The organism is Actinoplanes sp. NPDC051343, assembly GCF_044455125.1.
Taxonomy (GTDB): Bacteria; Actinomycetota; Actinomycetes; order Mycobacteriales; family Micromonosporaceae; genus Actinoplanes.
The window spans coordinates 73396-89306 of sequence record NZ_JBITEL010000009.1 but is presented as its reverse complement, the minus strand read 5'-3'; the positions used below and the strand labels follow the sequence as shown (position 1 = coordinate 89306).

The window sequence follows — 15911 nt, the reverse complement described above, 5'->3', positions numbered from 1 at the left end:
CTGACCGTTCGCCTCGCCCTGGTCCAGCTGGCCGTCCGCCGCAGCCGTCGCCGCGCCGCCGGGCTGAGCGTCCGCTTCGGCCTGGTCCGGCTGGACGTTCGTCGTAGCCGTCGCCGCGCCGCCGGGCTGAGTTCCCGCTTCGGCCTGGTCCGGCTGGCCGTCCGCCGCAGCCGTCGCCGCGCCGCCGGGCTGAGTTCCCGCTTCGGCCTGGTCCGGCTGGACGTTCGTCGTAGCCGTCGCCGCTCGGGGCTGAGCGTCTGCCTCGGCTTGGTGCAGCTGGGCGTCCGCCTCGGCTTCCGGCTGGGCTTCCGCCTCGGCTTCCGAGTCGGCTTCCGGCTCGGTCGACGCCGGGCCGGGGCCGGCGGGCTCGGGCTCGGCCAGGTCCACGTCGGCGTCGTCGTTGGGCACGATGAGGTCGGTCGTGCCGGCCACGCGCGCCTCGTAGGCCGCTGCCTCGCTCGATTGCGCCTCGCTCGATTGCGCCTCGTCCGACTGCGCCTCGTCCGACACGGCCTCGTCCGACAGCGCCGGGTGCTTGCCCGCCGCGCCGGCCAGGCCGATCGCGGTGCGGAGCAACGGAAGCGCGGCCAGGGCGTTCGCGCCCTCGCCGAGGCCCAGCCCCAGGTCGACCAGCGGGGCCAGCCCGAGTACGTCGGCGCCCTGGCGCACCAGCGCCAGATCGCCGGTGTCCGGCAGCAGGCACCAGTGCCGGGCCTGGGTGGCGATGTCGCGGCTGATCAGGGCCGCCGCCACCCCGACCGGGCCGTCGAGCACCACCGGCAGGCGGCGGTTGGCCGCGCCGAGGATCGCGCCGGTCGCCACCGCCAGGTCGGGGCCGCCGATCTGGCGCAGGATGTCGATCGCGCCGCGCGGCTCCTGCCGGATGCGGTGCATCGTGTCGCGGACCGCGGCGCAGCGCACCATCCAGGCGTCGTCGTCGAACCGGCCGCCCGGCAGCAGCACCCGCGGAAGCATCGAGACCGGCTCGGCGCCGGTCGTGGCGGCCATCACCGCGGTCGCCACCGCGTCGGTGCCCACGCCGATCGAGGCCAGCACCAGCACGTCGCGTCCGGCGTCGGCGGCCGCGTCGGCCAGCTGCCAGCCGCGGTGCAGCGCCGCCTCGGCGGCCGCCTCGTCGAGGACCGGGCCGTCCTCCATCTCGGCCACCGTCGACGTGCGGACGACCGCGATGTCGGCGCCGGCCGGGCCGGCCAGGCGGTTGAGCACGCCGGCGCCGTCGGTCACCTGGGCGACCCGCCGCTCGACGTCGGCCGCGTCGTCGCCCGCCGCGGCGCCGCCGGAGTGGCCGCCGGTGATGAGCAGGACCCGGGGCGCGGTCCACGGGCTCGGGGTGACGGTGCCCTGGGCGGACGCCGCGAACTCGACCGCCTCGACCAGCACGCCCAGGCCGGCCCCGGCGAAGTCCAAAGTGTCCAGCCGCTCGCGAGCCTCCACACCGGCGTCGTCGTCGGGCAGCGGCAGGTCCATGCCGACCTCGATGACCAGGCTGTCGAGGGCGAGCGGCTCGACCTCGACGATCGCCGCCTCGGCGACCGGATCGGCGACCGGCGGCGCCCCGACCATCGTCGGCGCCTCGAACGTGATCTTCCGGTCGGCGGTGGCCGCGGCGCGGCCCTTGAGCCAGATCGTGCGGCCGGCGACGACCAGGGCGACCGCGTCGCAGGCGCCGGCGAGGGCCTGGTTGGTCGTGCCGAGCGCGTCGGCGAACGCCCGTCCGATCGGCGTCGCGGCCACCAGCGACAGGCCGACCTCGGGGCTGACGAACACGACGCGGGCCGCGCACGCGCGTACGGCCTCGGCCAGCGCGGCCACGTCGGCCTGGTCGTCGTTGGGCTGCCGGGACGGGTTGAGCACCGCCGCCACCCAGCCGCCGAGGTCGTCGACCAGCAGTGTCTCGTCGGGCTTGGCGTCCAGCAGCACCTCGGTCAGCCGGGCCGGATCGGCGCCCGTCTCCTCGGTCGACCAGGACTGCGGCCGGCGGCGCTGGTGCTCCTCGATGCGGGCCAGCCACTCCGGGTCGTCCTCGCCGCCGACAGCGGTCGCCACGTAACGGACCGACGGGGCTCCGGACACCAGTGCCTCGGCGAACGCGGACTTGCCGGACCGGGTCCCGCCGAGCACCAGGACCGTGTTCCACCGATCATCGGACATGCCCCGTACCTTAAGGCCGGGCGTCACAGCGCGACGCCGTAGGGTGGAGGCGCACCGACCGAGGACCTGGAGGGAACACGGATATGCCGTGGAGCTGGCGCTATGAGAACGTCGACGGACAGCCGGTGAGCGGTCCGGCCGAGACCTTCAGCAGCCAGGCCGATGCCGAGTCGTGGATCGGTCAGGAGTGGCGCACGCTGGCCGAGGCCGGGGTCGCCCAGGTGGCGCTGGTCGAGGATGATCGGGTCGACTATCAGATGAGCCTCCTACCGGCGGAGTGACGTGACTTACGAACCGGTCTCCACCCGGCGCCCCAACAGCGCCTTCGTGCCGAGCCCGATCTTTCTGGGCATTGTCGCGGTGTTCGCGGTCAGCGGTTTCATGGCGTGGACCCGCTTCGGCAACGTCGGCGTCGACGTCTTCCTGTTCGTGGTGGCCGGGTGGCTCGTGTCGCTCTGCCTCCACGAGTACGGTCACGCGGTCGCCGGCTACTTCTCCGGCGACCACAGCGTCGCCGACAAGGGCTATCTGCGGCTCAACCCGCTCAAATACACCAGCCCGCTGCTGTCGATCATCCTGCCGGTCATCGTGGTCATCATCGGTGGCATCGGCCTGCCCGGCGGCGCGGTCTGGATCGACCACCGGCACATCAACAGCCGCGTCAAGGACTCGCTGATCAGCGCGACCGGCCCGCTGGCCAACATCGTGCTGGCGTTGATCGCCTCGGTGCCGTTCCTGGCCCGCGACTTCACCTTCGCCGACCCGTCGGACCCGCACTACGCGTTCTGGGCGGCGCTCGCGTTGCTGGCCTTCCTGCAGGTCACGGCCGCGATCCTCAACCTGCTGCCGATCCCCGGCCTGGACGGCGGCGGCATCGTCTATCCGTGGCTCAGCCGCGAATATCAGCGGGCGTGGAACCTGTTCGCGCCGTACGGCTTCATCCTGCTCTTCGTGCTGCTCTGGCAGTCACGGGCCAACGAATACTTCTTCAGCTTCGTCTATTTCTTCACCGACCGGCTCGGGCTCGACAGCGGGCTCATCGCGTCCGGGTTCGATCTGATGCGGTTCTGGTCCTGAGATCCGCCCGGCGGCGATGCCGCCGGGCGGAACCGGCTCAGGGCCGGCGGGCCGGGCTCTCCGTCTTCGACGGATCGCGCTCGGCCACCGGGTCGAGGGCCTCGTCGATCGCCTGCATCAGGTCGGCGTCCAGGCGTACGCCCGAAGCCTTCACGTTGTCACGCACCTGCTCCGGCCGCGACGCCCCGACGATCGCCGCCGACACGTTGTCGTTCTGCAGCACCCAGGCCACCGCCAGCTGCGCCATCGACAGCCCGGCCTGCTCGGCCAGCGGCTGCAGCTTCGCCACCGCGGTCAGCACGTCGTCGGTGAGGAAGCGCTGGATGAAGCGCGACCCGGCCTCGCTGGTCGCCCGCGACCCCTCCGGCAGGGAGGCGCCGGGCTTGTACTTGCCGGTCAGGATGCCCTGCGCGATCGGCGAGAACACCACCTGGCCGACGCCCAGCTCGATCGAGGTCGGCACCACCTCGGCCTCGATGACCCGCCACAGCGCCGAATATTGCGGCTGGTTGGAGACGAACGGGATCTTCAGATCCTGCGCCATCTCCCACCCGGCCCGGATCTGGGTGGCGTTCCACTCCGACACGCCGATGTAGAGCGCCTTGCCCTGCCGGACCACGTCGGCGAACGCCTGCATGGTCTCCTCGAGCGGCGTCGAGTAGTCGTAGCGGTGGGCCTGGTAGAGGTCGACGTAGTCGGTCTGCAGCCGGCCCAGCGACGCGTTGATCGACTCCATGATGTGCTTGCGGGACAGGCTGCGGTCGTTGGGCCCCGGACCGGTCGGCCAGTAGACCTTGGTGAAGATCTCCAGACCCTCGCGGCGCTCACCGTGCAGCGCCCGGCCCAGCACCGCCTCGGCCGCGCCGGTCGCATAGGCGTCGGCGGTGTCGAAGGTGGTGATCCCCTCGTCGAGGGCGGCCCGCACGCACGCGGCGGCGGCCTCCTCCTCGACCTGCAGACCGTGAGTGATCCAGTTGCCGTACGCGATCTCGCTGATGAGCAGGCCCGAACGGCCCAGATGACGGAACTCCATGAGCCCTTTTCTACAGGACGGGGCGCGGCTCGGGAGAAAGGCGGTCGATCTCGTCCAGCACATCGGCCCGGTCCTTGAACTTCAGCTCGACCATCGGCTCGCCGTCCCGGTCGAGCGCACCCCACAGCCCGTACTTGTCGGCGATCAGGAACGCGGTCGGGTGGATGCGTACGGCGGCGTGCACCGGGGCCACGATCAGCTGCCCGGAACGGTCGATGACCCCGTAACGGTCACCGGCGTCCACGACGGCCAGGCCCTCCTCGGTGAACCCGTCGATCAGCCCGCCGTGCACCAGCGCGGTCGCGAACCCGCGGTAGCGCGGCTGCACCACGACCCGGCCCTGAGGATCGATCGCACCCCAGCCGCCCCGCTGCACCAGGGCCAGCCCCCGGTGGAACGGCTTCGCGTCGTCGAACCCCACCGGCACGATCACCCGGTTGTGCCGGTCGATCGCCACCCAGCCGCCCCGCTGCTCGCGGGACACCCAGGCCAGCCCCTCGGCGAACCGCTCGGCAGCCAGATAGCCCGCGGAGGCGTCGATAAGCACCCGGCCCGACTCGTCGATCAGCTCCCAGGCCGGCGCCTCCGGACGCCGCACCCAGGCCACCCCATCGGCAAACGGCTGAGCCTGCGCAAAACGAGGGGACACTGCTCCGACGTACCCGAAAAGCCCGGAACTCTCGTCCCGAAGCGGCCGTGGGGCCGCCGCCTCGCCCATGATCTCTTCCCGGGTGCGCGGGTAGGGCCCCCACCCGCCCGACGTGTGCCGGGTAATCTCATCGAGCGCCAGCTCGATGCGCTCCACCATCTCCGGATCGGCACCCTTGCGCAGATCGAGCGCCGTCTCGAAGTGGTTGACGGCCTCCAGATAACGCCGTTGCTCGAACGCCGACCGCCCGGCCAGCTCATGCACCTCGGCCCGCAGCCGCGCCGGCACCTCCGGGCTGGCCGCCTCGGCGTAGAGCCGGTCCGCCTCGGCAACCTCACCCTTCCACTGCAAAACCTGTGCGAGCCGAGCCCGCGCGGTCGCGACAAGCCGGATGTCGCCGGCCTTCCGGGCATGCTCCAGCGCCTGCCGCCCATCGGCCTCGGCCGGCCCGAGGTCGCCGAGCAGCCGACCGGCCACCGCCCGAAGGCTCAGCAGGCGGGCACGGACGGCGTCGCGCTCGGCATACTCCAGCTTGTCGGTAAGCCGGTCGACGACGACCCACATGGGGTCGCTCTCCTCGATCTGCTCACGCAGCGTCTCGGGATAAAAAACCAGAGGGTACGCGGCAAGCACCTGCTCCGGATCCTGCCGCCGCCGATCCCCGGTAGGCGCCGCAGCCCGCCGCTGCCGAATCGGCCCCCGCACCGTCCGGATGCCGTCCTGGAGGTCCCCAGCGTCGTCTCGGGCGCCCACGGCCTGGGCCCCGGCCGTGCTCGTTTCGGCGGGTTCGCCAGCGACTGTGCCGGTTTCTGCCGGTTGGTCACTCGCTGGGCCGGTTTCTGCGGGCTGGTCGTCGGTCGGGCCGGCTTCGGTGGGCTGAGCGTCGGCGGGGCCAGTTTCAGCGGGCGAGGTCTCGGCTCGGTCGACTTCGGGCGGCGTGGATGCGGCCGCTGTCGACTCAGTGGAAGCCGGTTCGAGTGGCTTCGGCTCGGCGGCCGATGAGGGCGGCTCGGGCTCGACGGCGGTGACCTGAGCGGGTTTCGGCTCGGCTGGGGCCGATTCGTCCGCCGTCGGCGGCGCGGAGACCGGTTGGGCCAGGGTTTGCTCCGCTGCCATCGGCGGAGCAGAGGCGGGCTGGGTCGGTTCCGCGGGCGTGGGCTGAGCGGAGACTGGTTGGGTCGCGGTCGGTTCCGTGGGCGTGGGCGGGGCCGAGACTGGTTGGGTAGGGGTCGGTTCCGCGGGCGTGGGCGGGGCCGAGACTGGTTGAGTCACGGTCGGTTCGGCGGGCGTGGGCCGGGCGGCAACCGGGCGGGCCGGGACGGGCTCAGCGGCGGCGGACGGCTCGGTCGTCGAAGGCTGAGCGGAGACCAAATGCGGTGAGGTGTTCGCGGCCGACGCGAAGTGAACCGATGCCTCCGGACCAGAGGCGGGTTCGGCCGCCGCCGACGGCTTCGAAATCGGCTCCCTCGAGCTGCTCTCATCCCATCTCGGCTGCGCCGACACCGGCTCGGTCGAGGTGGGCTCGCCGAACGCGGGTGGGGCCGAGATCGGTTCGGTCGAGATCGGCTGGCCCCAGCTCGGCTGCGCCGACACCGGCTCGGTCGAAGTGGGCTCACCGAAGGCGGGTTGGGCCGAGACTGGTTCGGCTGAAGTCGCTTCGCCCCAGCCCGGCTGCGCCGAAACTGGCTTGACCGGAGTCGGCCCGCTGGAGGTTGGCTGCGCCGCAACCGGCTCCACAGAAGTCGGTTCGCCCCAGCTCGGTTGCGCCGAAACTGGCTTGATCGGGTCCGGCTCACTGAAGGTTGGCTGCGCCGAAGCCGACTCGACCGAAGTCGGCTGGCCCCAGCTCGGCTGCGCGGAAATCGGCTCAGTCGGAGCCGGCTCACCGGACGCGGGCTGCGCTGAGACTGGCTCGACCGAGACCGGTTCGACCGAGATCGGATCGCCCCAGCTGGGCTGCCCAGACACCGGCTGGGCCGACACCGGCTGGGCCGACACGGGCTGGGCCGACACGGGCTGGGCCGACACGGGCTGGGCCGACACGGGCTGGGCCGACACGGGCTGGGCCGACGTGGGCCGGGCCGAGACGGGTTGCGCCAGCATGGGCTGGGGCGAGACCGGCTCGGCATCGACGATGACTGCGTCGACGATGTCGGTCTCGATCGGCTGGTCCGTCCCCTCCGATTCGAAGCGTCGGCCGTCGCCGGCCAGGCCGGAGGCCGGCTCGTCGACGATCTCGGCCTCGACCGTCTCCGATTCGACGATCTCGGCATCAATGATCTCGGCCTCAACAAACCGCGCCTCGAACGTCTCGGCCTCGACCGGCGCCGCCGAGTCCTCGAAGGCGTCCGACCCGGTGCGGGCCGCCGGCACGATGATCGGCAGCGCCCCGCTGGGCGCAAACCAGTCCTCCGCCGCCGGCGCCGAACTCACCGGCGCCGAACTGCCCGCTCCGACGGAGGTTGGCCCGCCGCTGACCGCCGATGCGCCGGCTGGCGCTCCGCTGACGGACTGCGGGTAGCCGGAGGGCCGTCCACTGGCCGGCACGGCGCTGGCCGGCGCCGTGCTGAACGGCTGCGCGCTGGCCGGTGCGGCGCTGACGGGTTGCCCGCTGGTCGGCGCGCTGCTGAACCGTGGCGCACCCCCGTCCGGTTGCGAACTGATGGGCTGCCCACTTGCCGGCGCGGAGCTGGGGGGCACCCTGTCGAACGCCTGCGCGCTGCCCGGCGCATCGCCAAATGGCAGCGAGCTACCCGGTTGCCCGCTGCTGCTCGGCCCGCTGGCAGCCGTCGGGCTGCTCGATGCGCCGCTGACCGGACCGGAGCTGAACGGCTGTGCGCTGGTCGGAGCAGCGCTCACAGGCTGCGCGCTGGTCGGGGCAGCGCTCACAGGCTGCACGCTGGCCGGCTGGGCGCTGGCGGGCGCTGCGCTCACAGGCTGCGCGCTGGCGGGCGCTGCGCTCATCGGCTGGGCACTGACCGGCTGGGTCCTGGCCGGCGTGGCGCTGACCGGCTGCGGGCTGACCGGCTGCGCGCTAGCGGGCATAGCGCTGACCGGCTGGGCGCCGGCCGGCTTGGCGCTGACCGGGCGCGTCTCGTCCGGCAGGTTGAAGCCGGACTGTGCTGCCGCCGGGTCCGCGAATTCGGGCCCCGGCGAAGGCTGACCGAGCCCGCTCTGCGAGAGCAGCCAACCGAGCCCGTGCCGCTGTTCCTCGACGGCCGGCTCCGGTTCGGGGGCGGCGCTCCGTTCCCAGACCGAATCGGCCCAGCTCGTGGCAGGATCCGCCGGGGGTGCGGTGACCGGCTCGATCCCGGCCGGGTCCGGCGCTGAATAGGGCGGTGCCGTGACCGGCTCCGGCGCATCCGCGCCGGCCGGCGACACCGGGGCCACGTCGAACTGCTCCGGCGTTCCGCGGTCGGCCCGGAACTCGTCGGCCGGCTCGCGGCCGCTTCCGAACGGTTCCGGCTGGTGCTGCGCACCCGCGCCGGGCCGGCCGACGTGCGGCATCCCGCTGCTCGGCTGCGCCGGCGACCACTGCTCGGGGACTGCAGCCGCCGCGTGCCCAGTGTCGGTCGGGCGGGGCGCGTAGGGGTTCGGCTCGGCCGGCCGCGGATCCGGAAAATGGGGATCCCCGGGCGGCGAGGCGGGGCCCGGGCCGTTGGCACCGGGCCTTGAGCCGTACGCGTTGGGGTCGCCGGCCGCCGAGACCGGGTGCGTGCCGACCGGGGCCGACACGGGCCGTGGGCTTTGAGGGGCCGGGCCCGCCGGGCGGGGGCCGTAGGCGTGGGGATCGCGCGGTGTTGAAGCCGGCGCGGGGCGACCGCCGAACGGGTTGGGGTCGGCCGCCTGCGGCTGGTGCGGACCGGCGGCCCGCGGCGCGACGGGGCTGCCGGGCTGCGGGGTAGCGGGCCGGCGTCCGCCCGGCCCGGGCTGGCCGGGAACGCTCGGGTAGATCGGGGCCGGCGGCGATGCCGGGCCGCTGGGCGTGACGCGGGTCGGCTGGGGAGCCGGACGGGCCGGCGCGGGCGTGCCCACCTCGGGCGCCGCCCGCAGGTCGAACGGGGCGTCCGACGGCCGCGCAGTGGGACGGCCGTCCGGGTAGGCCGGGAACGCACCCGCGGGTGCGGGCCGGGCGCTGCCGTAGGCGGCACCCGACGGCGACACGGGCGCGGCCGGGCGGCCGGAAGTCGGCGCGGCGGGCGATTCGCCGGCGTGCGCGGCCGGTCCGGAGGCGGGGGCTGTCGGGCCGCGCTGACTCGGCGCGGGCGGGATGGTCGCCCGGCCGGTCGAACCTGGGCGCGGGCCGAGGCCGACCCGCTGGGTGGTCTCGGGGTTTTGCGGATGGCCCGCAGCGGAAACCGGGGCCGCCGCACCGCCGCCCGCAGGCCCGGAGACGGGAAGCGACGGCACCGGACGGCCAGCCGGCCCCGACGTGGCCCCCGTGTGTCCAGCCGGTCCGGTGGGCGGCCCCGTGTGGGCGGCAGCTCCGGTCGGCGGCGCCGGCCGGCCGGCCGGTCCGGTGGGCGGGGTCGAGTGAGCGGCGGGTCCGGAGGCCGGCGCCGAGGTCGCGCGGCCGACCGGTGCCGGCGCAGAGGTCGGTCCGGAGGTCGGCGACGAAGCGGAGCGGCCGGCGGGTCCGGAGGCCGGTGCTACCGAGGCACGGCCGCCGACGCCCTGCTGGCGGCCGCTCGGCGAGGTCGCAGCGGAGGCCTGGCGATGGCCCGGCCCGGTGGTGGCCTGCGGGTTGCCCGGGTTGACGGGCACCGCTGGAGCCGACCGCGGCTGCGGCGGGAACGGTCCGGGCCGTTGTCCCTCGCGGAAGTGGTCGTCCGGACGGGGGCCACCGTCTCGGGCCGGCCCCTCGCGGAAGTGGTCGTCCGGGCGCGGGCCACCGTCTCGGGCCGGCCCCTCGCTGAACTGGTCGTCCGGGCGCGGGGCACTGTCTCGGGCCGGCCCCTCACGGAAGCGGTCGTCCGGACGGCGGCCCGGCGCTTCGCGGAACTGGTCGTCCGGACGGCGGAGACCGTCCCGGCCCGGCGCCTCGCGGAACTGGCCGTCCGGGCGCGGGCCACTGTCGCGGCCGGAACCCTCGCGGACACGGTCCTCCGGGCGAGGGGAACCCTCGCGGCCGGACCGCTCGCGGAAGCGCTCGTCGGCTTGCGGCGAGCCTTGGTCGCGCGGTCCGTCGTGGAACCCGCCGTCGCGCCCCAAGCCCCCACGCAACGCGGCCTCCCGGCCCGGACCGTCGCGGAGCTGGCCGTCCCGATCGGGATGCTGGCGTCCGCGAGCCTGGCCAGGGTTCCCCGGCCCGTCGCGGAACTGGCCGCCCGAGGCAGGACCATCCTGGAATGCGGCTTCCCGCCCGTGCGGGTCGCGCCCTGGACCGCCCTCGCGGCCGCGTGCGTCGCGCCCGGGTCCACCGCGAAACTGGTCAGCGCGCTCACGTGCGGAAGCGCCGTCGCGGCTGGGCGCGCCGTCGCGGCTGGGCGCGCCGTCGCGACCGGGCGCAGCGTCGCGGTTCGGCCCGGCGTCACGGCCGGGCCCGTTGCGGAATGAGTCCGGTGCGTCGCGGAAGCCGGGCTGGCTGTCGCGGCCGTAGGGTGCCCGCCGCTGGTCGGGAGCCGCCGGACGACCGCCGGAACCGGAGCCGGGGCGGCCGTCGGGAGCGGGCCGGGCGGGCTGGCGGGTGCGGTCGTCGGGGATGTGGTTGGGCATGGCGACCGGGCGGTTCCAGGACGGCTCGTCGCGCTGGGGCGGGACGGCCGCTGCCGGCCGGGCGCCGTAAGGGCCGTTCTCGCGGTCGGGAGACGGCTTCCCGGCGTACGGCTCGGGGGCCGGCCGCGACGAAGGCGCGGGCGGACCGGAAGCCGCGCCCACCGATGCGCGGCCGACTCCCCGGTCGTCGCCGCGGGACGCCTCGTAGACGGGGGTGTGTACGGCCTTGCGGCGTCCGGGGTCGCCCGGGTAGCGCTGTCCGGGGAGGGGTTCCCACTCCCAGGTGATCTCGTAGACCCAGGCCGGCTCGTCGTCCCACCGGTCGTTGCCCTCGGAGGAGCTCCAGCCGTTCATCGGGCACCCAAGGGGTGTCCCGGTGGCTGGCAACGCTCCGTCACGGCAATTCCACTTCGTCAGAAAATGCGCGGTGGCCGTCCGGAGACCCGGGTAGAGTCGCCCGGCTCCACTGCGGGGTTTGGAGAGGAGATTAACGGCGTGGACCGGATTGACGCCAGCGTGCTGACGATCTCTCCGGGCCGTCCGATCCGGGCCTCCGTCGCTACTTTCGGTGCACTGGTGTGGTCGGGTTTCCGGCGGTACGCGACCTATCGGCAAGCCACCATAGCCGGAACGTTCACCAACATAGTCTTCGGCTTCCTTCGCTGCTACGTGCTGCTCGCGGTGGCTGCGGGCGCGAGTGGCGGCCATCCGGGCGGCTACGACGTCCGGCAGCTGGCCGCGTTCGTCTGGGTGGGCCAGGGCCTACTGATTGTCACCGGAATTTGGGGTTGGACGGAGCTGGCCGACCGCATCCGTACCGGTGATGTCGCGTCCGACCTGTTACGTCCGGTGTCGCCGGTGGTGGCCTATCTCGCTGCTGACCTGGGCCGGGGCCTGCACGGGATGCTCACCCGGTTCGTGCCTCCGGTCGTTGTCGGCGCGCTGGTCTTCCCGGTTTCGGTTCCGCACCGGTGGCAGACCGTGCCGTTGTTCCTGGCCAGCACGGCACTGGCCGTGGTCGGCTGTTTTGGCTGCCGGTTCCTGGTCAACGCCACCGCGTACTGGTTGCAGGACGCCCGCGGCCCGATCATGTTGTGGACGCTCGGTTCGGCCGTGCTCTGCGGCCTCTATTTCCCGTTGCGCCTGCTGCCGGGGTGGGCGACGGTCACTCTCTGGATCGGCACGCCGCTGCCCGGTCTGCTGCAGACCCCGATCGACGTGCTTGTCGAACGCGACCCCTCTGGGCGACAAGTCGGACTTGTCGCTCTGCAGGCCATCTGGGCGGTCGTGCTGCTCTACCTGGCCCGGAAGGTGCAGCAGAAGGCCGAGCGCAAGCTCGTGGTGCAGGGTGGGTGAGCTGCGGGCGTACGCCGCGATGATCGCCGGGAAGGTGCGCTCGGTGGCGTCCTACCGCACCTCGTTCGTGTTCGAGGTGTTCAGCAATCTGGCCAGCACGGTCCTCGACGTGCTCACCGTGTTCGTGCTGTTCCGGGCGGCCACCTACGTCGGCGGGTTCACGCTGACCGAGGCCGTGCTGATGACCGGCCTGGCCATGTCCGGCTTCGTGCTCTGCGACTCGATCGTCGGCAACATCGACGACCTCAAGAAGTTCGTACGCTCGGGCACCCTCGACACCATCCTGCTGCGTCCGCTCGGCGTCCTGCCCCAGCTGATCTTCATGGATCTGCCGATCCGCAAGGTGCTGCGGGTCGCGTTCGGCGTCACCCTCTACAGCGTCGCCCTGCACCTCAACCACGTGCGCTGGACGCCCGGCAAGGTGGCGCTGGCGATCGCGGCACCGATCGGCGGCGCGTTCTTCTTCGCGTCGATCTTCGTGCTGAGCGCGAGCCTGGCCTTCTGGTGGGTCGACTCGGGCGAGATCGGCAACGGCTTCACGTACGGCGGGCGCGACTTCACCTCGTACCCGACCTCGGTCTATCAAGGGTGGTTCCGCGACCTCTTCGCGTACGCCCTGGGTTTCGGTTTCGTCGCCTACCAGCCGGCGCTGGTCCTTCTCGGCCGCCGTGACCCGCTCGGCCTGCCGGCCTGGGCCGGCTACGCATCGCCGCTCGTCTGCCTGCCCGCCACGCTGATCGCCGCCCTGGTGTGGCGTTCCGGCGTCCGTCACTATCGGAGCACCGGCTCATGATTCGCATGGAAAACCTTCAAAAGACCTTTTCCGTACGGGTAAAAACCGGCCGTTTCCGCCGAGAGAAACGTACGGTCGCGGCCGTGGACGGCGTCAGCCTGACCATCGAGCCCGGCGAGATGGTCGGCTACATCGGTCCGAACGGCGCCGGCAAATCGACCACGCTCAAGATGCTGACCGGGGTGCTCACGCCGACCGCGGGCGAGGTGTCGGTGTTCGGCCTCACCCCGGTGCCGCAGCGCACCAGGCTCGCACTGCAGATCGGCGTGGTCTTCGGGCAACGCTCGCAGCTCTGGTGGGACCTGCCCCTGCACGAGTCGTTCCAGCTGCTCCGGCACATCTACCGGGTGCCGCCTTCGGAGCACGCGGTCCGCCTTCGCCGCTGCCGGGAACTGCTCGGCCTCGACGATTTCCTGGACACCCCGGTGCGGCAGCTGTCGCTGGGCCAGCGCATGCGCGGCGAGATGACGGCGGCGCTGCTGCACGGCCCGCGGGTGCTGTTCCTCGACGAGCCGACGATCGGCCTGGACGTGGTGAGCAAGCAGGCGGTGCGCTCGTTCCTGGCCGAACTCGGTCGCACCGGCGACGTCACGCTGGTGCTGACCACCCACGATCTGGCCGACATCGAACGCCTGTGCCGCCGCCTGGTCGTGATTGACCACGGCCGGGTGGTGCACGACGGCACGATCGAGGCGCTGCACGCCCGCTACGGTTCGCGGCGCAGCCTGATCGTCGACCTGGACGCGCCGCTCCCGCCCGGTTTCGTCATTCCGGGCGCCTCGCTGAGCGCGGTCGAGGCGGACGGGCATCGGGTCACGTTCTCGCTGGACGGGGTGTCGGCGGGCGCCGCGGTGGCCGGTCTGGTCGGGGCGGCGTCGGTGCGCGACCTGTCGGTGGTCGAGCCGGACATCGAGGACGTGGTGGCCCGCCTCTACGGCGGTTATCCACAGGGGTCCCGATGATTTCCCCCGGCGGTCCGGATCAGATGTGTTCCATGATCAGCACCAGCCACGAGGGCTCGAGCGCCTCGTAGTGATGATCCACGTCGCCGGGAAAAGTCACGTAATCGCCCGGCCCCAGCTCGACCTCGTCACCGACCGGGCCGGCCTTCACCCGGCCCCCGCCGATCACCATGTGTTCGACGCTGCCCGGGATGTGCGCGACCGCCTCGCGCGGCTGCCCGGGTTCGAGCTCCATCACGTACAGGTCGCGGCGCGTGCGGGCGGAGCCCGCGCTCAACAGCTTGACCAGCACATCGGCCTCATCGGCCGGCAGGCGCGGGCCTTCACCGGCCCGAATTACCTGTACGCGGGCGGGCGGCGGCTCGACCAGCCGGCTGAACGGCACGCCGAGCGCCACCCCCAGCGACCACAACGTCTCGATGCTGGGGTTGCCGGTGCCGCTCTCCAGCTGCGACAACGTCGACTTGGCCAGCCCGGCCTGCCGGGCCAGCTCGGTGATCGAGAGCCCGGCACGTTGCCGCTCGCGGCGTAGCGCGGCGGCGATGTCGGCCAGCGGGGGCGCGGGAGGCTGCTGCATGTTCGCTCCGTCGATCGGTTTGTTCGGTTTGACGAACGATTCGGTTCGGGTTCATTATTTCAAACCATGCGGACGATAGAGCGAACGCTCCTTCGGGATGCGGCGGCCATCGCCGCGGCGATGATCGCGGTGGGCGCGTCGTTCGGGGCGATTGCGATTTCGTACGGGCTGCCGACCTGGGCCCCGTTCCTCCTGTCGACCGTGGTCTTCGCGGGCGGCGCCCAGTTCCTGGCGGTCGGCCTCATCGCCGCCGGCAACCCGCTGGCCGCCGTCTTCGCGGGCCTGCTGCTGAACGCCCGCCACCTGCCGTTCGGCCTGGCGGTCGGCGGCACGGTCGGCTCCCGGCTGTCCACCCGCATGGTCGGCAGCCACCTGATGACCGACGAGGTGGTCGCGTTCACCCTGGCCGAACCCGACCCGGCCCGGCGCCGCAAGGTCTACTGGCTGATGGGCGTAACCCTGTTCGCATCATGGAACCTGGGCAGCGCCCTCGGCGTACTCCTGGGCGGCGCGGTCGGCAACACGGACGCGCTGGGCCTGGACGCCGCATTCCCGGCCGGCCTGATCGCCCTGATCATGCCGTCGCTGCGAGACCGCCGAACCCGGCTGGCCGCCCTCTCGGGCGCGGCGATCGCGGTGCTGCTGACCCCGGTCCTGCCCGCCGGCCTGCCCGTCCTGTGCGCGCTGGCCGGACTGTTGACACTGGTGAGACCCGGGTCTCCGCGGACCGCCGGCGACGCACCGAAGGCAGCGGAATCATGCTGATCGCGGCGATCGTGGCCCTGGGCGTAGGCACTTACGCCATGCGGCTGTCCGGGGTGCTGCTGCGAGACCGCCTCAAGCTCTCGGACACATTCCAGCGCCTGCTACCGATCGCCGCCGCGGCCCTGCTCGCAGCGCTGGCCGGCACGGCCGCTCTGATGGAGAGCAGCCACTTCGCCGGACTAGCCCGCCCAGCCGGCGTCGCCGCAGGTGCCCTGCTGGCCTGGCGCCGCGCCCCCTTCGTGGTCGTCATCGTGGCCGCCGCAGCCGTAGCCGCCCTACTCCGCCTCGCCGGCCTGCCCTGATCGGCCTGCCCTGCCCGCCTGCCCTGCCCGCCTGTGCTGCCCGCCTGTGCTGCCCGCCTGTGCTGCCCGTCTGTGCTGCCCGTCTGTGCTGCCCGTCTGTGCTGCCCGTCTGTGCTGCCCGTCTGTGCTGCCCGTCTGTGCTGCCCGTCTGTGCTGCCCGCCTGTGCTGCCCGCCTGTGCTGCCCGGCCCGCCGGCCTGGCTTAGCGGCCTCGCTTCGCCAGGGCGTCTTGGCCGGGCTTCCCTTCGCAAGGCTGCCCTGATCGGCCGCGCCTTGCAGGGTTGCGGCGGCCGGGTTCGCTTCGCCGGGCTGCGGTGATCAGCTGCCCTTTGCGGGGTTGCGGTGGCCGGGGTTCGCTTTGCCGGGCTTCCTTGATCGGCTGCGATGTGCTGGGCGGTCGTGGCGGGGCTTCGCCGTGCTGGGCGGTCGTGGCGGGGCTTCGCCGTGCTGGGCGGTCGTGGCGGGGCTTCGCCGTGCTGGGCGGTCGTGGCGGGGCTTCGCCGTGCTGGGC

13 protein-coding genes and 1 pseudogene are annotated in these 15911 nt (G+C 73.1%); 10 read left to right on the top strand and 4 right to left on the bottom strand.

What is annotated here, in order from left to right; genetic code table 11:
• Positions 1 to 327: 327 nt before the first annotated feature.
• A pseudogene (locus tag ACIA5C_RS28330) lies at positions 328 to 2172 on the bottom strand (bifunctional adenosylcobinamide kinase/adenosylcobinamide-phosphate guanylyltransferase); the annotation flags it as partial.
• 83 nt (positions 2173 to 2255) lie between these two features.
• Between ACIA5C_RS28330 and ACIA5C_RS28325 the strand changes: the two are divergent.
• Positions 2256 to 2453, top strand: a complete 198-nt coding sequence (locus ACIA5C_RS28325; protein ID WP_396059847.1) for a hypothetical protein — start codon at positions 2256 to 2258, stop codon at positions 2451 to 2453.
• 1 nt (position 2454) lies between these two features.
• Positions 2455 to 3249 (top strand): site-2 protease family protein, encoded by a 795-nt coding sequence (locus ACIA5C_RS28320; RefSeq protein WP_396059845.1) that lies wholly within the window; start codon positions 2455 to 2457, stop codon positions 3247 to 3249.
• A 37-nt stretch (positions 3250 to 3286) separates the two neighbouring features.
• On the opposite strand, the gene ACIA5C_RS28315 is transcribed toward ACIA5C_RS28320, so the two are convergent.
• Positions 3287 to 4282, bottom strand: a complete 996-nt coding sequence (locus ACIA5C_RS28315; protein WP_396059843.1) for an aldo/keto reductase family protein — start codon at positions 4280 to 4282, stop codon at positions 3287 to 3289.
• Positions 4283 to 4292: 10 nt separating this feature from the next.
• The gene (locus tag ACIA5C_RS28310; protein WP_396059841.1) at positions 4293 to 5564 is read right to left on the bottom strand and encodes a WG repeat-containing protein; all 1272 of its coding nucleotides are present in this window, start codon (positions 5562 to 5564) and stop codon (positions 4293 to 4295) included.
• An 883-nt stretch (positions 5565 to 6447) separates the two neighbouring features.
• Between ACIA5C_RS28310 and ACIA5C_RS28305 the strand changes: the two genes are divergently transcribed.
• The 6 genes from ACIA5C_RS28305 to ACIA5C_RS28280 all read left to right on the top strand — a co-directional run bounded on the left by ACIA5C_RS28305 (position 6448) and on the right by ACIA5C_RS28280 (position 13757).
• Entirely contained in the window at positions 6448 to 7452 is a 1005-nt protein-coding gene (locus ACIA5C_RS28305; protein WP_396059839.1) for a hypothetical protein, read from the top strand.
• Positions 7453 to 7467: 15 nt separating this feature from the next.
• Positions 7468 to 8094: a pentapeptide repeat-containing protein gene (locus tag ACIA5C_RS28300; protein WP_396060614.1), complete on the top strand. Its 627-nt coding sequence runs from the start codon at positions 7468 to 7470 to the stop codon at positions 8092 to 8094.
• Positions 8095 to 9737: 1643 nt separating this feature from the next.
• Positions 9738 to 10487, top strand: a complete 750-nt coding sequence (locus ACIA5C_RS28295) for a hypothetical protein (RefSeq protein ID WP_396059837.1) — start codon at positions 9738 to 9740, stop codon at positions 10485 to 10487.
• A gap of 663 nt (positions 10488 to 11150) precedes the next feature.
• Positions 11151 to 12002 (top strand): ABC transporter permease, encoded by an 852-nt coding sequence (locus ACIA5C_RS28290; protein ID WP_396060611.1) that lies wholly within the window; start codon positions 11151 to 11153, stop codon positions 12000 to 12002.
• The gene (locus ACIA5C_RS28285; RefSeq protein ID WP_396059835.1) at positions 11995 to 12795 is read left to right on the top strand and encodes an ABC transporter permease; all 801 of its coding nucleotides are present in this window, start codon (positions 11995 to 11997) and stop codon (positions 12793 to 12795) included. The genes ACIA5C_RS28290 and ACIA5C_RS28285 overlap by 8 nt, the downstream gene beginning before the upstream one ends.
• On the top strand, positions 12792 to 13757 hold the full coding sequence (locus ACIA5C_RS28280) for an ATP-binding cassette domain-containing protein (RefSeq protein ID WP_396059833.1): 966 nt from the start codon (positions 12792 to 12794) through the stop codon (positions 13755 to 13757). Before ACIA5C_RS28285 ends, ACIA5C_RS28280 begins: the two co-directional genes overlap by 4 nt.
• Before the next feature lie 19 nt (positions 13758 to 13776).
• Here ACIA5C_RS28280 and ACIA5C_RS28275 read toward each other — a convergent pair whose 3' ends face one another.
• Positions 13777 to 14334, bottom strand: a complete 558-nt coding sequence (locus ACIA5C_RS28275; RefSeq protein ID WP_396059831.1) for a helix-turn-helix domain-containing protein — start codon at positions 14332 to 14334, stop codon at positions 13777 to 13779.
• Positions 14335 to 14400: 66 nt separating this feature from the next.
• Between ACIA5C_RS28275 and ACIA5C_RS28270 the strand changes: the two genes are divergently transcribed.
• Positions 14401 to 15099: an AzlC family ABC transporter permease gene (locus tag ACIA5C_RS28270; protein WP_396059829.1), complete on the top strand. Its 699-nt coding sequence runs from the start codon at positions 14401 to 14403 to the stop codon at positions 15097 to 15099.
• A complete protein-coding gene (locus tag ACIA5C_RS28265) occupies positions 15093 to 15401 on the top strand; it encodes an AzlD domain-containing protein (protein ID WP_396059827.1) in 309 nt (102 codons plus the stop codon). The genes ACIA5C_RS28270 and ACIA5C_RS28265 overlap by 7 nt, the downstream gene beginning before the upstream one ends.
• Positions 15402 to 15911 lie beyond the last annotated feature (510 nt).

Bases quoted from the DNA above. Each gene is read 5' to 3' on its own strand.
- ACIA5C_RS28325 (WP_396059847.1), top strand. From the start codon at position 2,256: ATGCCGTGGAGCTGGCGCTATGAGAACGTCGACGGACAGCCGGTGAGC.
- ACIA5C_RS28315 (WP_396059843.1), bottom strand. From the start codon at position 4,282: ATGGAGTTCCGTCATCTGGGCCGTTCGGGCCTGCTCATCAGCGAGATC.
- ACIA5C_RS28280 (WP_396059833.1), top strand. From the start codon at position 12,792: ATGATTCGCATGGAAAACCTTCAAAAGACCTTTTCCGTACGGGTAAAA.
- ACIA5C_RS28275 (WP_396059831.1), bottom strand. From the start codon at position 14,334: ATGCAGCAGCCTCCCGCGCCCCCGCTGGCCGACATCGCCGCCGCGCTA.
- ACIA5C_RS28270 (WP_396059829.1), top strand. From the start codon at position 14,401: ATGCGGACGATAGAGCGAACGCTCCTTCGGGATGCGGCGGCCATCGCC.
- ACIA5C_RS28265 (WP_396059827.1), top strand. From the start codon at position 15,093: ATGCTGATCGCGGCGATCGTGGCCCTGGGCGTAGGCACTTACGCCATG.